Origin of the sequence: Thioclava sp. JE_KL1, assembly GCF_009296265.1 — a bacterium.
In the GTDB taxonomy this organism is placed as follows: Bacteria; Pseudomonadota; Alphaproteobacteria; order Rhodobacterales; family Rhodobacteraceae; genus Thioclava.
Genome location: NZ_WBJS01000011.1, coordinates 50,075 through 70,114, shown reverse-complemented (window position 1 = coordinate 70,114; position 20,040 = coordinate 50,075). Strand labels below are relative to the sequence as shown.

The window sequence follows — 20,040 nt, the reverse complement described above, 5'->3', positions numbered from 1 at the left end:
TCGATCCTGTCCCCCGTCAGCACCTGGGGCATCTGAGTTGATTTTGTAACGGAGGATTTCTGGCTGTTCGCTGCAATCAGCTTTGACGGCAGCAACGCGGGACTGAGCGGGCGTTCACCTCTCCGCAAGGACAGACCGCTTCCCAGCCTATTGCGGCCATTACAATCACTGAGCGTGATCGGAAAAACCAGTTGTCAGGACTATAGCAAAGTTCAAGCTTGGGGCTCGGCCCATCATAGTGCTACGAGGTAACGATGTCAGATACCGAGCAGACAAACCGCCTTGGCGTGAACATCTTGGATCAGAGGGTGCTTGAGGCAGGGCATATCTTTCGTGAGCAGTCGATTTCCGATTCCGGCATTGATGCCCAAATCGAAGTCAAGGATCGCACGAAAGCAACAGGACGCTTGATCGCCGCTCAAATCAAGGCCGGTCCCAGCTACTTTTCCAAAGAGGATGAGAACGGATTTTGGCACTATGTGTCTGACCGGCACAGGGACCTTTGGATCAATCATTCACTCCCGGTCATCTTGGTGCTTTGCGATATAGATAAGCGTGCTTGCTACTATGAAATCGCGACCGAGGAGACGTGTGTTCGAACAGCTAACGGATGGAAAATTCTTGTATCCAAGAATAAGACCATAGGCACAGACAGTTCACTTGATCTCGCTTCAATAGCTTCACCAATTGTAGCAGCAAGTGACTATTCAATTCACGCCGAACAAGATCAAAGCCATGCAAATGCCAGACGGGTTAGCTTAGATATTGTCGTTCATCCCGGAAGTAAGCCAGTTAGCAAACCCTTGCTTGGTGCAATCGTTCGAGCGGCGCTGAAGGACGGCCAATCAAGCCAGTATCATCGTGATGAGCTCTCGGAGAGGGTGCTTGGTGGACGACCCATCGATGTAGTGTGGGGCTTTGTATATCTGCGAGACGTTGACCGTGAATCGGCATCATGGATATGCCGATTTCAGTGGATTTCACCAAGCTTGGAAGCATCTTCCAGACCGCACGCGTATGAAGGAGAACAAGACGGTAGCGGGCTTGTGATCGATTGGAAAGGCAATACGGAGCTATCAAAGTTTATCGACGAAAGACGCGCTTCGAAAGCCGACTTCCTGAAACACGTCGATAAGTTGCTTGCTCAGCTGCCCGACGTACAGCAAGGCCTGGACTCATTGCTTGAGCGCGGCGACCAGAGCCCACACGCAACAGGTTTCGCCGTACTTGCCGAAGAGTTTGAAAGTATGTGGGACGACAGCTTCGCAGCTCCTAACGAATGCCAGCGGCTAAATCAGGCAATCCAAGAGCTACTCGCTACAGTGGGAAATGCGGGGTTGATTTGGGCTCAAAGAATGTCGCGTCGCCCTTCGCAGGTGCGATCACTCATGAGTAGCTATCGCGATAAACTGGATCGCCTCGACGCTGATATCTCATTCCTACGCCGAGACGTGAGATAGGGCAGCGGACGTTGGTTGAAGGACGCGATGTTGACGTGTTCTATTCAGGCAGCTCCGGGCCGGATGCGACGGACGCCTCCGCGCTGCGAGTGCGAGGTCTCCCAAGAACAACACGGTCAGTTAGGGCTCGAAGCGGCCATGCGGCGTCGCGGCAAGCCTTTCCTGCGACCCGCCCGACCGTATCGACGCGCTCGGTACAGAGCAGCCGATAGACCTACGTTACCCTCTGAGCTCAGTGAACATGAGATTTCGCGTTGTCCGCTCGTGGTGCAGCATCCCAACGCTCAATCAACGTCGCCATAGGAACGGAGTGCAAGTGGTGCTCAGAGCTCGACATTAGCAGTAGCCGATTGATGGTGTTGTCTTGAAAGCCTCCGAAGCGGAACTCTGTCGTAAGGCGCGCCGCGACGGAGGGGACTTTGGCGCGGGCGATTATGGAATTCATCGAGTCCCGCTGTCGCCGGAAGCGTGCGGCGAGGTGTGCTTCGAAGTTTGGTTTCAGCTTGTCCGCGCTACGAGCCGCCGTGTAAGAGAAGGCAGCACGGAAAAGCGTCTCCATCCCGCGAAACGACGGGTCGTCGTACACATGGAATATCGCTTGGGGGCCTACCGGAAATTCGATTGGATTCGATGAGATTTCGCTCTGCAACTGGATCAGGGCAGGGTTGGTTCCGAGGTGGCGTCGCGCGAGCGCCGCGTGGAGTTCTCTCCAGCGGAAGGGGCTGTCAGTCACTATCTGCGCGCCGGTGGCTTGGGCCAAGTACATCGCGATCTCGAAGTTGGGGGTCATTTTCATGAGTTCGAGCTGGCCGCCCTTGGTGAGCGGTTCGTCCTGAAGGATGGCTAACTCGTCTTCGACCGTCATCCGTTCGATGAGATCGATAAGGGTATCCTTCTCGATTGGCTCGTCATCGCCAGCCATCTCCAAAATGCGCTCAGCAAGGGCGTCCTTCGGCATGTTCAGCATCATGCGGCGCATGTCTTCTTGCATCACCGCCTCGAGCCTCGGGTCGTCGGAGAGGTCGAACTTGATGGTTCGGGAACGGGCCTGAGCCATGGCAAACATCTGTTCACGGAGGTGAAGATCGAATTCGCATGGATCCGGGATCAGGGTGATCAACCCGGCCTCAACAAGTGGCATGAGCTGGAAGAAGGTCATGAGGGTCTTGAGAGCTTCGCCTCGGTACTGGCCAGGGTGCTCAGTGGGTCGCTTGTCCTTCTGCAGGGTTCGAGAAATTAAGAATGGATTTTGAATAATGACCTCACCGAAATATAGCGGTGCGCCGAGCGCGAACTCCAAGATCAACTTGGGATGTAGCGATCCTGTATAGACCGAGCGCATCTTGCCGTCCGGCTTGGGCAAGAGAGCCAGCAGGTCAGTCTCCAGCGGCCACAGGGCCTCGTACAGGCGATACATTCGCGCGATCTTGTCGTCAGTCATCTCGCGGCGAATCGTTTTCCAATCCTTGGTCCCCAATTCGAAGAGCTGGGTTAGGGCGTTCATGAACATCATGTTTCGCTCACGGATACTCCTCTCCGACCACGACGTGCGCAGGTGCGCCGGCTTGTCCTGACAGCAATTCCCGAACGACTCGCCGGATCCACACGGACAGTAGTCGCGAGGCAGTAGCAGGGTCTTCGGCTCCTCCTTCAGAAGCCATTCCCGCGGCTTCTCGGTTCGCCCGAACTCGTCCTGATAGTGAACTTCTCCGTTCTCGAAACGGGCATACATCTCTCCGCCAAACCGGTGGAGCTCGTCTGGGGGCGGCAAGAACGTCGTACGCAGGTCAGCCCAGGGCTTGGTCACCACCTTTTCGGGGAAAATATCCTCCCGGCGGGATCCGGCGACATAGCGGTTCGCACGAGCCTTGATCACGAAGTTCACCTCGGCGACCTGATCGTCGGTGAGGTGTCGTTTCCTGATGAAATTGATCGTCGAAACCATCGTGGACTGGTAGTTCCGCGCAAACGTCCGCTTCGCATCGGGGGGTGTCCCGGGGTTCTTCGCGTATTCGAGGTTGGTCAGAATCAGAAGGTGGTCCGGCCCTAATGGGAAAAGCGTTTGCGAGCCCTTTAGAGCGGTCGACGGATCTTCGGGATACCGGTTGCGAGCGTCGGACGGAGGTATGGCATGGTTGTAGACAGTGACAGGATGGTCGCTCAGGATGAACTTGACGCCAGCTCGCTCCGCCGAGACGATCTCCCGAACTCCGGTGGTCCAGGTCGTAACGTTGAGCATGCGGATGCCCTGCATCTCAAACATCAATTGGTTCTGGGCAACACTCGGCAACACATCACCGAGCCGACCAATCTCCGGATACTGCTGACGTAGCCATGCGAGACCCGTGGGCGTCCGCAACTTCTGAATGTCCAGGAATTCGAAGAGGTCCTCGAAGTGTTGATGCCAAGCACTTTGGTCATCGCCGCAGAATGCCCGGATCGCGTCGGCGCCTCGCCTGTCGATGTCACCGAAGAACATTTTCTCGATCTCGTCGTTGACCTCGACCCCGAGGAATGTGGAGTAAAGGTCCTGCTCGACGAACGCCCGCGACGTGGGTGAATCGAAAAGGCAGCGCCCGCTGGCGAACGTTCCGTCCCCACGTTTGAAGGTGGGTGGGTGCAGGTCCAGGAGGAAATGCGTGGTTTTCCCGGGGGCGAAGAACCTCTCCTGATGCCATTGCGGGACATAATGGTTCTTCCTGGTTACCGACATAAGTGCTCGCTGCGTCCGATACTGGATATCCGACCATCCTGATCTGTTGATCGGTCGACCGTCAATGTCCGCTGTTTACGTTAGCGAGCAGCTTGCCGAAGGTCGGGAAACGGGCGCAAAGCCACCATTGAACTGTCGGCCATTGAGAGGCGGGAGTGGGCCGTTCGCGACGGGTCCGTAGGTCTGGGCGGGAAGCGGACATTCGCCGCAGTCTGCTCGGATCGCCGTTATGCGCACGAAGCTGTCGGTCACCGCGCCGCCCTTCGCCGATGGGAAAGCACAGGACGCAGCATTAGTAGTGTGTTGGATCCGATCTTTGCAGAGCGCGGTTTAGGCCGAGTCGGAACCGTCGAGATCTCCGAACCCTGCGCCAAGACATGCTGCGCGATCTTGGCTACAGTTGTTGGTCAGAAAATGCGAAAAGCAAAGGTGAGCGGCCTATGATCGGAGAGGTTCGGCAAGACGAAATAGTCCAGCAGGCAATCCGAAACCTATTTGTCGGATCTGTGCCTGAACGGGCTCTGGAGCTGTCGTCGCTCTGGAATGACCTCAACCTGTTATTCCAGCTTCTTCCTGACAATTCCAAAGATGGTCGGCTCATCATGGATGCCGGTAGTTATCGTTACATCCGATTCAATCATCGCGTCGTGCGGTCGTTTTGGATAGGGGCATTCGTCGCCTGGGAAGGCTATAGAGCCCTCGCGGAGAGCCCGGACTTTCCTCGAGTCGATCTGACGCAATTTCAGGAACTGCTGGCGACATTCGAGGCGAACCTTCAGAACGATCTGTCCGACGAAGCCTCATTGCCCGCAGGTATTCCTGAACCAGGCACACTTCCTGACATAAACAAGGATCCCCAAGGTCGCGCAGCATCCGAGCTGTCCACGATCGCCGTAGCCTGGGCCTTGCTGCACGAGGTAAGACATATTCGGCATCAACGCGAAGGCACGAGCGCGAGCGTGGATGGTGACACGCGCGAGGCGCGACACCGCGAGGAGTTTTCTTGCGATGAATTCGCGACACGATTCATTCTTGAGAAGATGCAACACTATTCCGAAGACAAAGGTGATGATCTTGTTCTTGTTCGTCGTAAGCGCGAGACAGCGATCTATTTCGCCCTTTTTGCGTTGACGTTGCTTGCAAAAGACTCTTGGTCGGTATCCGACTCGCATCCCTCGGTTCAGGATCGTATCGACGCGGTATGTCGTTTAATGGGCGAGGACAGGGACGAAACGGCCCAGGCTGTCGCCTGGGCCGCCTTTGCCTCGTTGCGGGAGCTATGGCCGTCGGCGCCGATAATCGCTGTGTGCGAGCGCTGCGCCTGACATGACCGTCCCGCACGGGCTGACCCTCGTCGGACGTTGCCACCAGCGGGACGGCCGCTTCGGGCTGAGTGCCGCGGACGACTTGCAGCTTTGGGGCTGCGCTCGCTCATTCTCTGCGCCCGCCACGAAAGACTGCTCTGGACTGGTCTGGGCGATCTACCGTCTCGCGCTTTCCGTGCTGCACCGCCGCAGAACCGCTTAGAGTCCTATTGACCGATGCCACAATTCGTTCAAGGGCAAAAAATTCTCCTCAAGTCTCCAAGAAATTTGCCGCGGTGGCGCATTTCAAAGACCGTCGCGAACCGGCTCACGAATAGCTTCGCGCACCTGGTTCGTTATGCGCCATGGAGCGAAGCCGAATCGTTGGCGAAAGTCCCTATGTATGACCACGTCGATAGCCGCGGCCGCTTCGACAAATGAGGTGGTGTGTTGCCTGATGATATCTGCAGTAAGACGATCTTCCGGGGCCGCCTCACCCGTGTGAGCAATCTCGCCCCTCAGCGTGACAATCGCGTCCAATCGGTTGCAGAGTCCGGGCTCTTCCAAAAAGTCCTCAATGGCAGCCGAAACTCGCGCTCCGAGCACAAGCCGAAAGAGCCCGTCCAGGTCCTTGCCGCGCTGACGACTGAACTTCGGCGTGTTGAAGTCGCGAATATACTCATCCAGCCGGTCGCAAAGGAGTTGTTTCCAGCCTTCGTCAGGCAACAACGCCACCTTTTCGTTCAGCGGGTCTTGGTTGCCTCTAAACTCGCTTCCGGCATAGTTCAGCAAGTCTCTTCGAAGTTGGTCAGTGATCTGATCGAACCGAAGATGGTCACGTTCAAGGACTTTCCGAGCGGCCTGTCTGCAAACCTCTTCGCAGTAGATTTCCCAACTGGAAACAAGGAGAACAAGAGCACCGTTGAGCAACGCATGCTTTGTATTCGGGCCTGGGCGATCATTAACCGCGTCGAAGACATCGGCCAACTCCAATACCTCTCTTTTGCGGCGGCCATTGAAGAGGGCAAAGGCTGAGCTGGGCATTGACGATCCTCTGGGTTTGCTCGCGCGTCGCCTTACGCTAAAGCATGTCATTTTCCGGATTGATAGATTGAAGCCGATCGACAAAACAACCTTTGAAGAACTTGGACCACTCGCAGCTTCGTCCGCGACCCGGTCCTGCAGGACCGGAATGCAGTGCGAGGCACCGATGACCGATCTGGTAAAGCTGCACCGCAGCGCCGGAACGCGAAACCAAAGTCCGGTATGGGCCGATAGCGTCAAACTTCCGGGCAACACAAGTTCGCGGCGTCTCTATCAGGTTTGATGAACGACCGGAATCGACGCGAGCTCTGCCGCGTGAGCTTTGGGCTATGCGGGCTGGAAAAACTCCCCGACCGCTGCCCGTAAAAATCGAAAAAATTCCGACTGACGAATCTCGGCGTTTTTTCCGACCGCGCAAACTTATGGGCAAATCACGCAAACCTATGGGTAGAACGCAAGGCTTTGCGCAAACCTACACCCGATCAGAAGTCGAGGTTTTCCACCGTGAGGGCGTTTTGCTGGATGAACTCGCGGCGGGGTTCGACGACGTCGCCCATCAGCTTCGAGAAGATGTCCTCGGCCTCGGCCACGTCTTCGATGCGGACCTGCAGGAGCGTGCGCGCGGAGGGATCGAGCGTGGTTTCCCAAAGCTGCTCGGGGTTCATCTCGCCCAGACCCTTGTAGCGCTGCAGGCTCAGGCCCTTTTCGCCCTCCTTGAGGATCGCGTCGAGCAGTTCCAGCGGACCGTGAATGAGGATTTCGCGCTCTTTGCGCACCAGTTTCGCCGGGCGGTCATAGACCTCCTTGAGCTGGTCGGTCTGGCTGCCCAGACGCCGCGCTTCGCCGGAACGCAGCACCGCGCCGTCGAGCGTGCGGACCTCTTCCACGCCGCGCAGAACGCGGGCGAGGCGGATGCCGTGATCCTGCGTCGGACGGCCCTGCCAGCCACGCTCGTATTCCAGCGCGACGAGGTCGAGACGCTCGGCCACCGAGTTCGCGACGCCCTGCGCATCGCTGTCGATCTTGCCCGGCACCATTGCGCCCGCGATCGCCGCCTGCTCGAGGATGTGATGCGGGTAATGGGTCGGGAAAGTCGCGAGGATGCGCTTGATCAAGCGCGCCTCTTCGACGACGCGCTTGAGATCCTGACCGGAGATTTCTTCGCCGGTGTTGAGGCGAAGAATAGCCCCCTCGACGCCCATGTCGATCAAGTAATCCTCCAGCGCGGTCTGGTCCTTCAGATAAACCTCGGACTTGCCGCGCGCGACTTTGTAGAGCGGCGGCTGCGCAATGTAGAGATAGCCGTGCTCGATGATCTCGGGCATCTGGCGGAAGAAGAAGGTCAGCAGCAGCGTCCGGATGTGCGCACCGTCGACATCCGCATCGGTCATGATGACGATCTTGTGGTAGCGCAGCTTGTCGATGTTGAACTCGTCGCGGCCGATGCCGGTGCCGAGCGCGGTGATCAGCGTGCCGATCTGATCCGAGCCGAGCATCCGGTCGAAGCGCGCGCGCTCGACGTTGAGGATCTTACCGCGCAGCGGCAGCACCGCCTGGTTCTTACGTTCGCGGCCCTGCTTGGCCGAACCGCCTGCGGAGTCACCCTCGACGAGGAAGACTTCCGACAGCGACGGATCCTTCTCCTGACAGTCGGCGAGCTTGCCGGGCAGGGAGGCCACATCCATCACCGTCTTGCGGCGCGTCAGTTCGCGCGCCTTACGGGCAGCCTCACGCGCCAGCGCGGCTTCGATGATCTTGCCGACGATCTGCTTGGCCTCGTTCGGGTTTTCCTCGAACCATTCGGCGAGCTTCTCGTTCACGAGGTTCTCGACCGCCGGGCGGACCTCGGAGGAGACCAGCTTATCCTTGGTCTGGCTGGAGAATTTCGGATCGGGAACTTTCACCGAGAGCACGCAGGTCAGACCTTCGCGCGCGTCGTCACCGGTGAAGTCGACCTTCTCGCGCTTCGCGATACCGCTCTCCTGCGCGTATTTGGTGATCGTGCGGGTCAGCGCGCCGCGCAGGCCCGCCATATGGGTGCCGCCGTCGCGCTGCGGGATGTTGTTGGTGAAGGGCAGCACGGTTTCATGGTAGCTGTCGTTCCACCACATCGCGCATTCGACGCCGATGCCGCGGACTTCGCCGACCATGTAGATCGGGTCCTCCATCACGGCGTTTTTCGAGCGATCCAGATATTTCACAAATTCCCGAACGCCGCCTTCGTAGTGCAGTTCGGTCTTGATCGGCTCGGCAGGACGCTCGTCTTCGATGATGATGCGGACGCCGGAGTTCAGGAAGGCTAGTTCGCGCAGACGCTTTTCCAGCGTGGCGAAGACGAACTCACGGTTCGAGAAGGTACCTTCGGGATCGTCTTCCTTGCTCGACGCGAGGAAACGCACTTCGGTGCCGCTCTCGTTCGGGGCGTCGCCCACGACATGGACATGCTCGACGCATTCGCCATGCTCGAACCGCGCCTTGTGGATCTTGCCGTCGCGCCAGACCGTCAGTTCCAGCCAGTCCGACAGCGCGTTCACCACCGAGACGCCCACGCCGTGCAGACCGCCCGACACCTTATAGGCGTTGCCGTCGTCGTCGGTGTTGTTGAACTTCCCGCCCGCGTGCAGCTGGGTCATGATGACCTCGGCTGCGGAGACGCCTTCCTCGGCGTGGATATCGACCGGAATCCCGCGCCCGTTATCGCGCACGGAGACCGAAGAATCCGCGTGAATTTTCACGGCAACGTAGTCCGCGTGACCCGCCAAGGCCTCGTCGATCCCGTTATCCACGACTTCATAGACCATGTGGTGCAGGCCCGAGCCGTCATCGGTATCGCCGATATACATGCCGGGCCGTTTTCTCACGGCTTCCAAGCCTTTGAGAACCTTGATGGAATCGGCGCCGTATGCGTTCTTCTTCGGGGTGTCGTCGGTCATGCCTGCCCGTCCTTTATCTGTTGCCGGTTTTATATCGGCTGGGCAGAGGAATGTCACGTGTCAGACACAAGATTTAGGGGGTCACGTCACGGCGATAAGAAGGCCTACAAGGATCATCAGCCCGCCCGCGATCCGGTTGAGCTTTGCCAGCTTGCCGCGGCTTTGCACGAAGTTGCGGATGCGGTCGACGAAGGCGGCGAGGATCAGGTTGCCGGTCAGCGGCACGATGGCCGAAATCAGGCTGACCGTGGCGATGTCGACCCATGTCATCGTGGCGATCGGGAAGAAGCCCGGCAGGATGCCCATGTAGAACAAGATCGCCTTGGGATTGCCGATGATCACGATGAGCCCGGCGACGAAGCCTGCCCACATGCCGGGGCGCGTCAGGCGGCTGTCGGAGCTGATCTGATGGTCGGCATGGCGGATCAGGAGCGCGCCCATCCCGACGAACATTGCCACCGCGACCCAGCGCAGGGCATCCAGAAACCAGCTGAATTCGCCCACCAGCCAAGATACCCCGAGGATGGCGAGCGCGGGCCAGATCATGTCGCCCACGGTGACCCCGAAGGCGAGCGGCCAGGCGGCGGCAAACCCTCCCGACATGGCGCGGGCGAGAAGGGCGAGCCAGACCGGCCCGGGGGTGAGGAAGAGAACCAGAAGCGCGCCGGAATAGAGTGCGATCTGCGAGAGCGTGAGGGTCATGGCAGGGTGAGGCTTCCGTCGTCGGCCAGCGGCCAGAAAGGATTATGGGCGAGTTCCCAGACATGGTGGTCTGGATCGGCGTAATAGCCCGCATAGCCGCCCCAGAAGGTCTTTTCCGGGGCTTTCAATTCGGTGGCGCCCGCTTTGAGCGCGGCAGCGAAGGCGGCATCCACCTCTTCAGGACTGTCGAAGTTCTGCGCCAGCGTCATCGCTCCGGTGCCCAGCCGCGCGCGGGTGCGTCCCTGATCGGCGGCCAGCGCGGGCAGAGAGAACAGGCTCAGCGCCATCCCGTGGAGCTGGTAGAAGGCGACGTCGTTCTGCTCGGCTTGGGGTTGCCATCCGAGGGCTCCGTAGAAGGCCTTGGACTGGTCGAGATCGGCCACGCCCAGCGTGATCAGCGTCACCCGTTGCTGCGGATAGCTCATGGCGTTGCCTCCCTCACTTCAGAGCCCTGCGGCCCCTCGATCACTTCCAGATATTGACCGCGGGGGCCAAGCGCCTCGAACAGTTCCGCGCCGGTGCCCGTCATCATCACCTGTGCGCCCATTGCGCAGATTTCGTCATAAAGCGCCGCGCGCCGGCCGGAGTCCAGATGGGCCGCGACCTCGTCGAGCAAAAGCACCACATCCTCGCCCGCAAGCGCCCGCGCATTGGCGAGGATCAGCGAGATCAGCAGCGCTTTCTGCTCGCCGGTGGAGCATTGCGCGGCGGGGGCGTCCTTTTCGACGTAAGTGGCCAGCAGATCGGCCCGGTGCGGCCCCTCCAGCGTGCGCCCTGCCGCCATGTCGCGGGGGCGGTTGGCGTCGAGCGCTGCGGCCAAATTCTCGGGGCCTTCATTCTCGAGCACCAGATGCGCAGCGGGAAACGCGGTCGCCGCATCGGCCTGCGCCTGCATGATCCGCGTTAGGGCCTCGGCCCGGTTCGCCCGGATCGCAGCGCCAGCCTCGGCCATCTGCGCCTCCAGCGCGTGATACCAGTTCGGGTCGCGCACCATGTCTTTCAGCAAGCGGTTACGCTCGCGCATCGCCTTTTCATACGCCAGCGTCACCTCGGCATGGGCGGGGGTGAAGCTCATCACCATCCGGTCGAGAAACCGCCTGCGCCCTTCGGCGCCCTCGATCCAGAGCCGGTCCATCGAGGGCACCAGCCACAGCACCCGCAGGATCTGCGCGAGTGCCACCTGCGGTGCCGCCTTGCCGTCGATCTCGACGCGGCGGGATTCACCGGGCAGGGCGGAGGTTTCGATCTCATGCGTATCCGTGACGGCGCGCAGCTTCCAGCCCACGGCCTCGGCGCGGCGCATCAACTCGTCGGCCTGCGCGCGGCGCAACCCGCGCCCCGGCGAGAGCAGAGACACGGCCTCGAGGATATTCGTCTTGCCCGCGCCGTTTGGTCCGTAGATCGCCACGGGCCGCTCGTCGAAAGCGATTTCGGCACGACGATGCGAGCGGAACTGCAATATCTTCAGTTCACGCAGCATCGCGCCTCTTCGTGTTGGTCAAAATATCCCCGCCGGAGGCTCCCGGCAGATGTCACACGCGCATCGGCATGACCACATAGACCGCGGAGGTGTCGCCACCTTCGCGCATCAGGGTCGGATCGCCCGAGGAATTGAACAGGAAGACGGCATTCTCGCGATCGACCTGGCTCGCGATTTCGAGCAGGTATTTCGCGTTGAAACCGATCTCCAGCGGTTCGTCGGCATAGGCCACGACCAGTTCTTCTTCCGCAGCACCGGCATCGGGCGCGTTGACCGACAGCACCAGCTTGTCGGCTTCCAGCGCCAGTTTCACCGCGCGCGAACGCTCCGACGAGACGGTTGCCACACGGTCCACCGCTTTCGCGAATTCGGACGCGTCGACTTCCAGCTGGCGGGTGTTCCCGGTCGGGATGACGCGGGTGTAATCGGGGAAGGTGCCGTCGATGACCTTCGAGGTCAGCGTGATCACCGGGGTCGCGAAACGGACCTTGGTTTCCGAGACCGAGACCGCGATTTCCTGATCGTCATCTTCCAGCAGCTTGCGAAGCTCGTTCACCGTCTTGCGCGGCACGATCACGCCGGGCATCCCCGAGGCGCCGTCCGGCAGTCCGGAATCGATGCGCGCCAGACGGTGACCGTCGGTTGCGACGCAGCGCAGCACCTGACCGTCTTCGCCGGTCGCGATGTGCATATAGACGCCGTTGAGGTAGTAGCGGGTCTCTTCGGTCGAGATCGCGAATTTCGACTTGTCGAACAGACGCTTGAGCACACCGGCCTTGGCCGTGAAATTCGCGGTGTATTCCGAGGAGGCCATCACCGGGAAGTCTTCCTTCGGCAACGTGGCGAGGTTGAAGCTCGACCGGCCGGCCTGCACGTTCAAACGCCCGGCGGCCGGATCGTCCGAGATCGAGACCAGCGCGCCATCGGGCAATTTGCGCACGATTTCATGCAGCATGACCGCCGAGACGGTCGTGGCCCCGGCCTGTTCGACCTGCGCGGGCGCCTTGTCGACCACCTCGATATCGAGGTCGGTCGCGCGGAACTGGACGGTGTCGCCTTCGGCTTCGATCAGGACGTTTGCAAGGATCGGGATCGTGTTGCGGCGTTCCACAACGGATTGCGCTTGCGAGACGGCCTTGAGCAGAGCGGCGCGTTCGATGCTGAATTTCATGTCGATCCCTCACGACTTTCCGGGGCTGGCAAGGTAGCACCTCGCGCCGCCGGCACAACGGTTTTCGCAGACATTCGGTCGCTTTGTCCGGAGCGTCAAGCCCAGCGGGCCAGATCAGCTTTCAAGGAGGCGGCGGAGCAACTCGATATCTTCGGCAAGCTGCGAATCCGTGCCGCGCAGCTCTTCGATCTTGCGGATGCCATGCATGATCGTGGTGTGATCGCGCCCACCGAAGCGACGCCCGATATCGGGCAGCGAGCGGGTGGTCAGCGATTTCGCGAGGAACATCGCCACCTGACGCGGCCGTGCGATGGCGCGCAGGCGTTTGGGGCCCACGAGATCCGAGAGGCGGACGTTGTAATGTTCCGCCACCTTGCGCTGGATTTCCTCGACGGTGACCTTGCGTTCGGATTGGCGCAGCTGGTCCTTGAGGCATTCCTGCGCCAGATCCATCGTGATTTCGCGCCCGATCAGCGAGCCATAGGCAAACAGGCGGGTCAGCGCGCCTTCGAGGATACGCACGTTCGACGTGATCCGGTGCGCCACGAATTCCAGAACGCCGGGGGCGATCTTCAGATCGGGATACTCGCTCTTATAGGCTTCGGTCTTGGTCTGCAGAATGCCAAGGCGCAGTTCGTAATCGGTCGGGTGCAGGTCGACGACGAGGCCGCAGGACAGGCGCGACTTGATGCGCTCTTCGAGGTCCTTGATCTCACCGGGCGCACGATCCGCCGAAATGACGATCTGTTTGCCCTGATCGACCAGCGCGTTGAACGTGTGGAAGAACTCTTCCTGCGTGGAATCCTTGCCGGCGATGAACTGCACGTCATCGACCATGAGAACGTCGATCGAGCGGAACATCTCCTTGAAGTCCATGATCTGCTTTTCGCGCAGCGCCTGCACGAAGCGATACATGAACTGCTCGGCCGAGAGGTAGAGCACGCGCAGATCGGGGCGCTGGTGCTGAAGGTCATGCGCGATGGCGTGCATGAGGTGCGTCTTACCAAGGCCGACGCCACCATAGAGGAACAGCGGGTTGAAGGTGACGGGGCCGCCTTCGGCGACGCGCTTGGCGGCGGCATGGGCCAGCTCGTTCGGCTTGCCGACGACGAAGCTGTCGAAGGTGAAGCGCGAATCCAGCGGCGCGCCGGGAAGCGGCTCGTCGGGGCGCGGGGTCTTACGCGGCTTCGCGACAGGAGCGGCCGGGGCAGGGGCCGGAACGGTCGGGCGCGTGGCGCCATTCGCAGAGCCGTTCATGGGGCGGCGCGACGGGACCGAGATATTGACGCGCTCGGCGGAGACACCCGCCCGGCGCAATTCGCTCAGGATCGGTTCCGCGAAGTTGCGCGAGACCCAGTCGCACATGAATTTCGTCGGTGCTTGAAACGAGGCGATACCGTCCTCGAGGTCGATCAGCTCGAGCGGAGCGATCCAGGTCGTGTAGTTGTTTTGCCCAACAGCTTTTTGAAGCTCATTGCAGACCTGCCCCCAAGTGTCGTCCGTCATTTTTCCGCCCATCGCCAAACACAAATCAGGTGCGTCTTCGTCCCTTGGCTTTGCGGTGAGTCCGGCTGGCAGGCCAAACTCGAATACAAACAGACACGACCTACCTGCCGGGGCTAAAACCCGGTGTCAGGCAGAGTTGCCGAAAGTGAGGGGTTATACCCCCTCGAGAATCGGAATCGCATTTCGCTGGTCGCCGCCAGGCTTTTTCATTTGTCGTGGCAGACTTATTTGCCCTCGACGGCCAGATAAATGCGTCATGTCCCCCAAGGCGACGTGAATCGCAGGTAGAAGCTAGCAAGCTGGTGAGCCCGCAGGCAACCGACCTTTGCGCTTGACGTGAGATTCCCCGAAACGAATCTGAGGGGGCTGCGCAAAACTGCAACAGTTTTGTGTCAAGGCGTTGATTGTCCAAGAAAAAACGCGCCTGCCAGATAGGCAGACGCGTTTTTCTTAAGGAATCCAGCGTATTCACGAGCCAGTTCGCTCCGGGACGCAGATCAGGCCTTGAGGGCCTTCACGCGCGAAGCGAGACGCGAGACTTTGCGCGATGCGGTGTTCTTGTGCAGAACGCCTTTGGTGACGCCGCGAGCCAGTTCGGGCTGAGCCGCGCGCAGGGCGTTGGTTGCCGCTTCGTAGTCGCCCGAAGTGATGGCTTCTTCGACTTTGCGGATGAAGGTACGGATGCGCGAACGACGTGCTTTGTTGACGTCTTGGCGGCGCTCGTTCTGACGGGCGCGTTTCTTGGACTGGGGCGTGTTAGCCATGTGTATCTTCCCACTTTCCGGGTCTGTTCAAATCTTTCAATCGCACGACAGACCCCGGGCTCCAGCGAACCTAGATGATTCTAGCCTAAGCGGGCTCCACGCGCATGTGAGGCGGCCTCATAAGCCAAAATGCGTGAAAGGGAAAGGGAATAATGAAAAGCGGGGCCGAAGCCCCGCCATCTGCTGTCGCGTTGGTAGCCCAAAGGGGCTCACTTGTCGCGGAATTGCGGCTCGCGCTTTTCGAGGAAGGCGGCCATGCCCTCTTTCTGGTCGTCGGTCGCAAACAGCCCGTGGAACAGACGACGCTCGAACAGGATGCCCTCGTTCATCGTCGTCTCGTAGGAGCGGTTCACCGCTTCTTTCGCCGCGCGGGTCGCGAGCATCGACTTCTCGGCGATCTTCTGCGCCGCGGCCATCGTCTCGGGGATCAGCTTGGCGTTCGGGACGACCCGGCTGACGAGCCCCGAGCGTTCAGCCTCGCCCGCATCCATGAAACGACCCGTGAGGTGCATGTCCATCGCTTTGGACTTGCCCACGAAGCGCGTCAGGCGCTGGGTGCCGCCGATCCCGGCAATCACGCCGAGATTGATCTCGGGCTGGCCGAACTTGGCATTCTCCGCGCAGATGATGAAATCGCACATCATTGCCAGTTCGCAACCGCCGCCGAGCGCGTAGCCCGCTACTGCAGCGATGATCGGTTTGCGGATGCGGTTGATGGCATCCGCTTCCTTGCCGAAGAAGTCGCTCGTGAACATGTCCACGAAGCTCTTTTCCGACATTTCCTTGATGTCTGCGCCAGCCGCGAAGGCCTTTTCCGAACCGGTGATGACGATGCAACGCACCTTGTCATTCTCTTCCGCCGATTTCAGCGCCTCGGCCAGTTCCCCCAGCAATTGGGAGTTCAGGGCGTTCAGTGCGTCGGGGCGGTTGAGCCGGATCAGGGCAACGTAATCCTCGATCTCGACGATCAGGGTCTGGTAGGCCATTCGGTCTTGCCTTTCCTTGTCTCTGAACGGGACTCCTAGCAGAGCATCAAATCAGATCAAGCGTCTTATGATGCGAGGGCGCTGCGTCATTTCTGGCAAGACGGGCAGAAAAAGGTCGAACGTCCCGACTGAACGATGCGCCGGATCGGGGTGGCGCAGGTGGTGCAGGGCGTGTCCTCGCGGTCGTAGACATGGAAGCTGTGCTGGAAATACCCCAGCTCCCCATCCGCCTGACGATGGTCGCGCAGGGACGAGCCGCCGGCCGAGATCGCCTCGGTCAGCACCTCGCGGATGATCGGCACGAGCGAAGCGAGCCGCAGGTTCGAAATCCGCTTCGCCTGACGGCGCGGATCGATACCTGCTCGATGCAGCACTTCGCAGACATAGATGTTGCCCAGACCCGCCACGACATGCTGATCGAGCAGCGCGGATTTGATCGGCGTCGCGCGCCGTTTGAGCGCCTCGACCAGATAGTCTTCGTGGAAGTCGTTGCCGAAGGGCTCTGGGCCCAGCCCCGCCAGCAGCCAATGCGCCTGCTCGCGTTCGGTCAGCACCAGATCCATCGCCCCGAAACGGCGCGCGTCGTTGAAGGTCACGCGCCCGCCGCCGGACATGTGCAAAACAACGTGATCGTGCTTGGCAGGCGCCGGATGATCGAGATAAAATTCGCCGAGCGTCACGCCCGACACCAGCATCCGCCCGGACATGCCCAGATGGATCAGCAGGCTCTCCCCGCTGTCGAGATCGGCGAGGATGTATTTCGACCGTCGCCGCAGACGGTCGATGCGGGCACCTTGCAACCGCTCCGCCATCCGCTCGGGCAGGGGCCAGCGCAGGTCGGGCCGATTGACCTCGGCGCGCTCGATCCGATGGCCTTCCATGGCCGGGACCAAGCCGCGGCGAACCGTCTCGACCTCGGGCAATTCGGGCATTGTTCCTCCTCATCGCATTGTCTTGGGGCAAAGGGCCCCTATAAGAAGGGGGTGAAATGAGGAACGGCAAGGGCCCATGAGCGCAGAGCAATCAAAGACCACGCATTTCGGTTTTCAGACCGTGGACGAAGATGCCAAGGCAGGCATGGTTCACGGCGTGTTTTCGCGGGTGGCATCGAAATACGACATCATGAACGACCTGATGAGCATGGGCATCCACCGCGTCTGGAAAGATGCGATGATGGATTGGCTCGCGCCGCGACCGGGTCAGAAGCTGCTCGATGTGGCGGGCGGGACCGGCGACGTCTCCTTCCGCTTCCTCAAGCGCGCAGGCTCGGGCCACGCGACGGTCTGCGACATGACCGAATCGATGCTGGTCGAAGGCCGCAAGCGCGCCGAGGCCGAAAGCATGGCCGACAGTCTCGACTGGGTCGTGGGCGATGCGATGGCGCTGCCCTTCGCGGATAATTCCTTCGACGTCTACACGATCTCTTTCGGCATCCGGAACGTGACGCGCATTCCTGATGCGCTCAAGGAAGCCTACCGGGTGCTCAAGCCCGGCGGGCGGCTGATGGTGCTCGAATTCAGCCAGATCCCGAACGAGATGATGCAGAAGGCCTATGATCTCTATTCCTTCAACGTGATCCCGAAGATGGGCGAGATCGTCGCGAATGACCGCGACAGCTATCAGTATCTGGTCGAATCGATCCGCAAATTCCCGACGCAGGAGACATTCGCGCAGATGATCCGCGAGGCCGGGTTCGAGAATGTCTCCTACCGGAACCTCTCGATGGGGATCGCGGCGCTGCATTCGGGCTGGAAACTTTAACCGATGCGCGGACCCCATAATATCTGGCGCCTGATCCGGACGGGCGCGACCTTCATCCGCACGGGTGCGATGCATCAGGCGCTCGAAGCGATGGACGCGCCGCCGCGGCTGCGCGCCGTGGCCTATGCGATCAGCGCGCCGTTTGCGTGGCTCGGCTACAAGGGCGATCCGGAGCTGCCGCCGGTGACGCGCGCGATCACCGCGCTGGGCCCGGCCTATATCAAGTTCGGTCAGGTCCTATCGACACGGCCCGATGTGGTCGGCTCGGAGCTGGCAGATCAGCTGCGTGTGCTGCAGGACAAACTGCCGCCCTTTGAGACTTCCGTAGCCAAACGCATGGTCGAGGAAGAACTGGGCGCGCCCGCCGATCAGCTGTTCATGGAGTTTTCCGAGCCTGTCGCCGCCGCCTCGATCGCGCAGGTCCATTCCGCGCGCCGCGCCGATACGGGCGAGCGCGTCGCGGTGAAGGTGCTGCGTCCGGGGATCGAGCGCGCTTTCCGCCGCGATCTCGACGCCTTCCACTTCGCCGCCGCGATGATCGAACGGATTTCGCCCGCCTCGCGTCGTTTGCGCCCGAGCGAGGTGATCAAGCATTTCGAATCCGTCGTTATGGGCGAGCTGGACTTGCGTCTGGAAGCGGCCTCGGCCTCGCAATTCGGCGCGAATACTGAAGGCGATGCCGGTTTCGTGGTGCCGCAGCCGGTCTGGAACCTCTCGGCCAAGCGGGTGATGGTGCTCGACTGGGCCGAGGGGCTGCCGATGGGCGACCCGGACGGTCTGCGCGGGGCGGGCCATGATGTTTCCGGCATTGGCGAACGCGTCTTGCAGCTGTTTCTCAGCCATGCGCTACGCGACGGTTTTTTTCATGCCGACATGCATCACGGCAATCTCAAGGTGGCCGGGAACGGCGATATCCTCGCTTATGATTTCGGGATCATGGGGCAGATCGACGAATATACCCGCCGGGTCTATGCCGAGATTCTCATGGGCTTCATCCAGCGCGACTATAAACGCGTGGCCGAGGTGCATTTCGAGGCCGGGTACGTCCCCGCCGATCGCGATGTCGACGAGTTCGCTCTGGCGCTGCGCGCTGTCGGCGAGCCGATCTTCGGGATGGACGCGACGCATATCTCGATGGCGCGGCTTCTGGCCTATCTCTTCGAGGTGACCGAGCGGTTCGGGATGCAGACCCAGACGCAGCTGATCTTGCTGCAGCGCACGATGGTGGTTGTCGAGGGGGTCGCCCGCTCGCTGAACCCGTCGATCAATATGTGGGAAGTCGCCAAGCCGGTCGTGGAGAAATACATCCGCGAGAGCCTTGGGCCGCGCGCCATCGCGAATGACCTGCGCAAGACTGTGCAGGTGCTGGGCCGCTTCGGGCCGAAACTCCCCGACCTCGTGAAAGCGGCGATCCGCAAACAGACCGAACCGACGCCGCCCCCCGTGACGGTAACCCGCTGGCGCTATGCTGCGCTGATCTCTGCGAGTACGGCCCTGCTTTTGCTCGGCGTCGTGCTGGGTGAGTTGCTTTAACTCTCTCGCAACGCGGTGACCGTGTCCGCGGCGATCGTGGCGCCGCCTTCAAGCGTCAGCAGCGCGCCTTCCGCGCCTGATTGCACCTCGGTTACACGCGTGTAGGCCGCAACCGGGTCGGTGCCGATCAAGCTTCCAGAGGCGTAGCTTTGCAGCGCGAAACTGTATCGCCCTGCGCCCAGGACCTGACCTGCGTCGTTTGTCCCGTCCCAGGAATAGCTGTCGAGTGCGGGAGAGATGGGTTTCTGCGCAACCTGACGCCCGGTGGAATCCGTGACCACCAGAACAGCGGCATCGGCCCCCGATTGCGCTGCTGGCGCGAGATCCACGGGAGTCGCGCCGTCGAAGTAGCTTGGCGCCTCGGCACGCGCCTGCATCCCGACCCAGCCCGCCAGTTCGCTCAACCCGCCGAGCCCGATCTGACCAGACAGAGCGGTCAGAAGGTCGTTGGTCTTCACCTGCTGTTCGACGCCCGAAAAGGTCGCGAGCTGCACCGCGAAATCCGCGCTTTCGATCGGGTTGAGCGGGTCCTGGTTCTTCATCTGAACGGTCAGCATCGTCAGAAAGGTCTCGAAATCCGAACTCAGCGCCGAGGGCGCTTTGGTGCCGGTGCCGTTCTCCGTGGCGGTAACGGCCGACGTGGCGGTGGCAGGCGAGGTGATGGGGGAAGTGGTGGTCATGGT

General features: G+C 60.7%; 16 protein-coding genes. 4 read left to right on the top strand and 12 right to left on the bottom strand.

The window, feature by feature from the left end:
• Positions 1-254 precede the first annotated feature (254 nt).
• Complete coding sequence (locus F8R15_RS17805; protein ID WP_152845477.1) at positions 255-1,460, top strand: DUF4365 domain-containing protein; 1,206 nt, start codon at positions 255-257, stop codon at positions 1,458-1,460.
• Positions 1,461-1,692: 232 nt separating this feature from the next.
• Here the strand turns inward: F8R15_RS17805 and F8R15_RS17800 are convergent, their stop codons facing one another.
• Positions 1,693-4,173, bottom strand: coding sequence for a DUF4238 domain-containing protein (locus F8R15_RS17800; RefSeq protein ID WP_152845476.1), 2,481 nt, complete (start codon positions 4,171-4,173; stop codon positions 1,693-1,695).
• A 377-nt stretch (positions 4,174-4,550) separates the two neighbouring features.
• Here F8R15_RS17800 and F8R15_RS17795 point away from each other — a divergent pair, with 377 nt between their 5' ends.
• On the top strand, positions 4,551-5,498 hold the full coding sequence (locus tag F8R15_RS17795) for a phage exclusion protein Lit family protein (protein WP_152845475.1): 948 nt from the start codon (positions 4,551-4,553) through the stop codon (positions 5,496-5,498).
• Between the two features lie 285 nt (positions 5,499-5,783).
• On the opposite strand, the gene F8R15_RS17790 is transcribed toward F8R15_RS17795, so the two are convergent.
• The 10 genes from F8R15_RS17790 to mutM all read right to left on the bottom strand — a co-directional run bounded on the left by F8R15_RS17790 (position 5,784) and on the right by mutM (position 16,995).
• Positions 5,784-6,521, bottom strand: coding sequence for a HEPN domain-containing protein (locus tag F8R15_RS17790; protein WP_152845474.1), 738 nt, complete (start codon positions 6,519-6,521; stop codon positions 5,784-5,786).
• Positions 6,522-7,003: 482 nt separating this feature from the next.
• On the bottom strand, positions 7,004-9,454 hold the full coding sequence (gene gyrB, locus F8R15_RS17785; RefSeq protein WP_152845473.1) for a DNA topoisomerase (ATP-hydrolyzing) subunit B: 2,451 nt from the start codon (positions 9,452-9,454) through the stop codon (positions 7,004-7,006).
• An 81-nt stretch (positions 9,455-9,535) separates the two neighbouring features.
• On the bottom strand, positions 9,536-10,156 hold the full coding sequence (locus F8R15_RS17780; RefSeq protein WP_078521619.1) for a LysE family translocator: 621 nt from the start codon (positions 10,154-10,156) through the stop codon (positions 9,536-9,538).
• Entirely contained in the window at positions 10,153-10,581 is a 429-nt protein-coding gene (locus tag F8R15_RS17775) for a VOC family protein (protein WP_078549564.1), read from the bottom strand. Before F8R15_RS17775 ends, F8R15_RS17780 begins: the two co-directional genes overlap by 4 nt.
• A complete protein-coding gene (gene recF / locus F8R15_RS17770) occupies positions 10,578-11,636 on the bottom strand; it encodes a DNA replication/repair protein RecF (protein ID WP_152845472.1) in 1,059 nt (352 codons plus the stop codon). The genes F8R15_RS17775 and recF overlap by 4 nt, the downstream gene beginning before the upstream one ends.
• A 52-nt stretch (positions 11,637-11,688) precedes the next feature.
• On the bottom strand, positions 11,689-12,807 hold the full coding sequence (gene dnaN / locus F8R15_RS17765; protein WP_152845471.1) for a DNA polymerase III subunit beta: 1,119 nt from the start codon (positions 12,805-12,807) through the stop codon (positions 11,689-11,691).
• Between the two features lie 114 nt (positions 12,808-12,921).
• Positions 12,922-14,313, bottom strand: coding sequence for a chromosomal replication initiator protein DnaA (gene dnaA / locus F8R15_RS17760; RefSeq protein WP_078521686.1), 1,392 nt, complete (start codon positions 14,311-14,313; stop codon positions 12,922-12,924).
• Between the two features lie 497 nt (positions 14,314-14,810).
• On the bottom strand, positions 14,811-15,077 hold the full coding sequence (rpsT, locus tag F8R15_RS17755; protein WP_078521610.1) for a 30S ribosomal protein S20: 267 nt from the start codon (positions 15,075-15,077) through the stop codon (positions 14,811-14,813).
• A 209-nt stretch (positions 15,078-15,286) separates the two neighbouring features.
• Positions 15,287-16,063 carry an enoyl-CoA hydratase gene (locus F8R15_RS17750; protein WP_075776776.1) on the bottom strand — a complete coding sequence of 259 codons (777 nt, stop codon included), beginning with the start codon at positions 16,061-16,063 and terminating at the stop codon, positions 15,287-15,289.
• 86 nt (positions 16,064-16,149) lie between these two features.
• The gene (mutM, locus tag F8R15_RS17745; protein ID WP_152845470.1) at positions 16,150-16,995 is read right to left on the bottom strand and encodes a bifunctional DNA-formamidopyrimidine glycosylase/DNA-(apurinic or apyrimidinic site) lyase; all 846 of its coding nucleotides are present in this window, start codon (positions 16,993-16,995) and stop codon (positions 16,150-16,152) included.
• Positions 16,996-17,071: 76 nt separating this feature from the next.
• On the opposite strand from mutM, the gene ubiE reads away from it, so the two are divergent.
• Both ubiE and ubiB read left to right on the top strand, forming a co-directional pair.
• Positions 17,072-17,824, top strand: a complete 753-nt coding sequence (ubiE, locus tag F8R15_RS17740; protein ID WP_152845469.1) for a bifunctional demethylmenaquinone methyltransferase/2-methoxy-6-polyprenyl-1,4-benzoquinol methylase UbiE — start codon at positions 17,072-17,074, stop codon at positions 17,822-17,824.
• Between the two features lie 3 nt (positions 17,825-17,827).
• Positions 17,828-19,357, top strand: coding sequence for a 2-polyprenylphenol 6-hydroxylase (gene ubiB, locus F8R15_RS17735; protein WP_152845468.1), 1,530 nt, complete (start codon positions 17,828-17,830; stop codon positions 19,355-19,357).
• On the opposite strand, the gene F8R15_RS17730 is transcribed toward ubiB, so the two are convergent.
• Positions 19,354-20,037, bottom strand: a complete 684-nt coding sequence (locus F8R15_RS17730) for a flagellar hook capping FlgD N-terminal domain-containing protein (RefSeq protein WP_152845467.1) — start codon at positions 20,035-20,037, stop codon at positions 19,354-19,356. The genes ubiB and F8R15_RS17730 overlap by 4 nt on opposite strands.
• Positions 20,038-20,040: the final 3 nt, after the last annotated feature.

Bases quoted from the DNA above. Each gene is read 5' to 3' on its own strand.
- F8R15_RS17805 (WP_152845477.1), top strand. From the start codon at position 255: ATGTCAGATACCGAGCAGACAAACCGCCTTGGCGTGAACATCTTGGAT.
- F8R15_RS17800 (WP_152845476.1), bottom strand. From the start codon at position 4,173: ATGTCGGTAACCAGGAAGAACCATTATGTCCCGCAATGGCATCAGGAG.
- F8R15_RS17795 (WP_152845475.1), top strand. From the start codon at position 4,551: ATGCTGCGCGATCTTGGCTACAGTTGTTGGTCAGAAAATGCGAAAAGC.
- F8R15_RS17790 (WP_152845474.1), bottom strand. From the start codon at position 6,521: ATGCCCAGCTCAGCCTTTGCCCTCTTCAATGGCCGCCGCAAAAGAGAG.
- gyrB (WP_152845473.1), bottom strand. From the start codon at position 9,454: ATGACCGACGACACCCCGAAGAAGAACGCATACGGCGCCGATTCCATC.
- F8R15_RS17780 (WP_078521619.1), bottom strand. From the start codon at position 10,156: ATGACCCTCACGCTCTCGCAGATCGCACTCTATTCCGGCGCGCTTCTG.
- F8R15_RS17775 (WP_078549564.1), bottom strand. From the start codon at position 10,581: ATGAGCTATCCGCAGCAACGGGTGACGCTGATCACGCTGGGCGTGGCC.
- recF (WP_152845472.1), bottom strand. From the start codon at position 11,636: ATGCTGCGTGAACTGAAGATATTGCAGTTCCGCTCGCATCGTCGTGCC.
- dnaN (WP_152845471.1), bottom strand. From the start codon at position 12,807: ATGAAATTCAGCATCGAACGCGCCGCTCTGCTCAAGGCCGTCTCGCAA.
- dnaA (WP_078521686.1), bottom strand. From the start codon at position 14,313: ATGACGGACGACACTTGGGGGCAGGTCTGCAATGAGCTTCAAAAAGCT.
- rpsT (WP_078521610.1), bottom strand. From the start codon at position 15,077: ATGGCTAACACGCCCCAGTCCAAGAAACGCGCCCGTCAGAACGAGCGC.
- F8R15_RS17750 (WP_075776776.1), bottom strand. From the start codon at position 16,063: ATGGCCTACCAGACCCTGATCGTCGAGATCGAGGATTACGTTGCCCTG.
- mutM (WP_152845470.1), bottom strand. From the start codon at position 16,995: ATGCCCGAATTGCCCGAGGTCGAGACGGTTCGCCGCGGCTTGGTCCCG.
- ubiE (WP_152845469.1), top strand. From the start codon at position 17,072: ATGAGCGCAGAGCAATCAAAGACCACGCATTTCGGTTTTCAGACCGTG.
- ubiB (WP_152845468.1), top strand. From the start codon at position 17,828: ATGCGCGGACCCCATAATATCTGGCGCCTGATCCGGACGGGCGCGACC.
- F8R15_RS17730 (WP_152845467.1), bottom strand. From the start codon at position 20,037: ATGACCACCACTTCCCCCATCACCTCGCCTGCCACCGCCACGTCGGCC.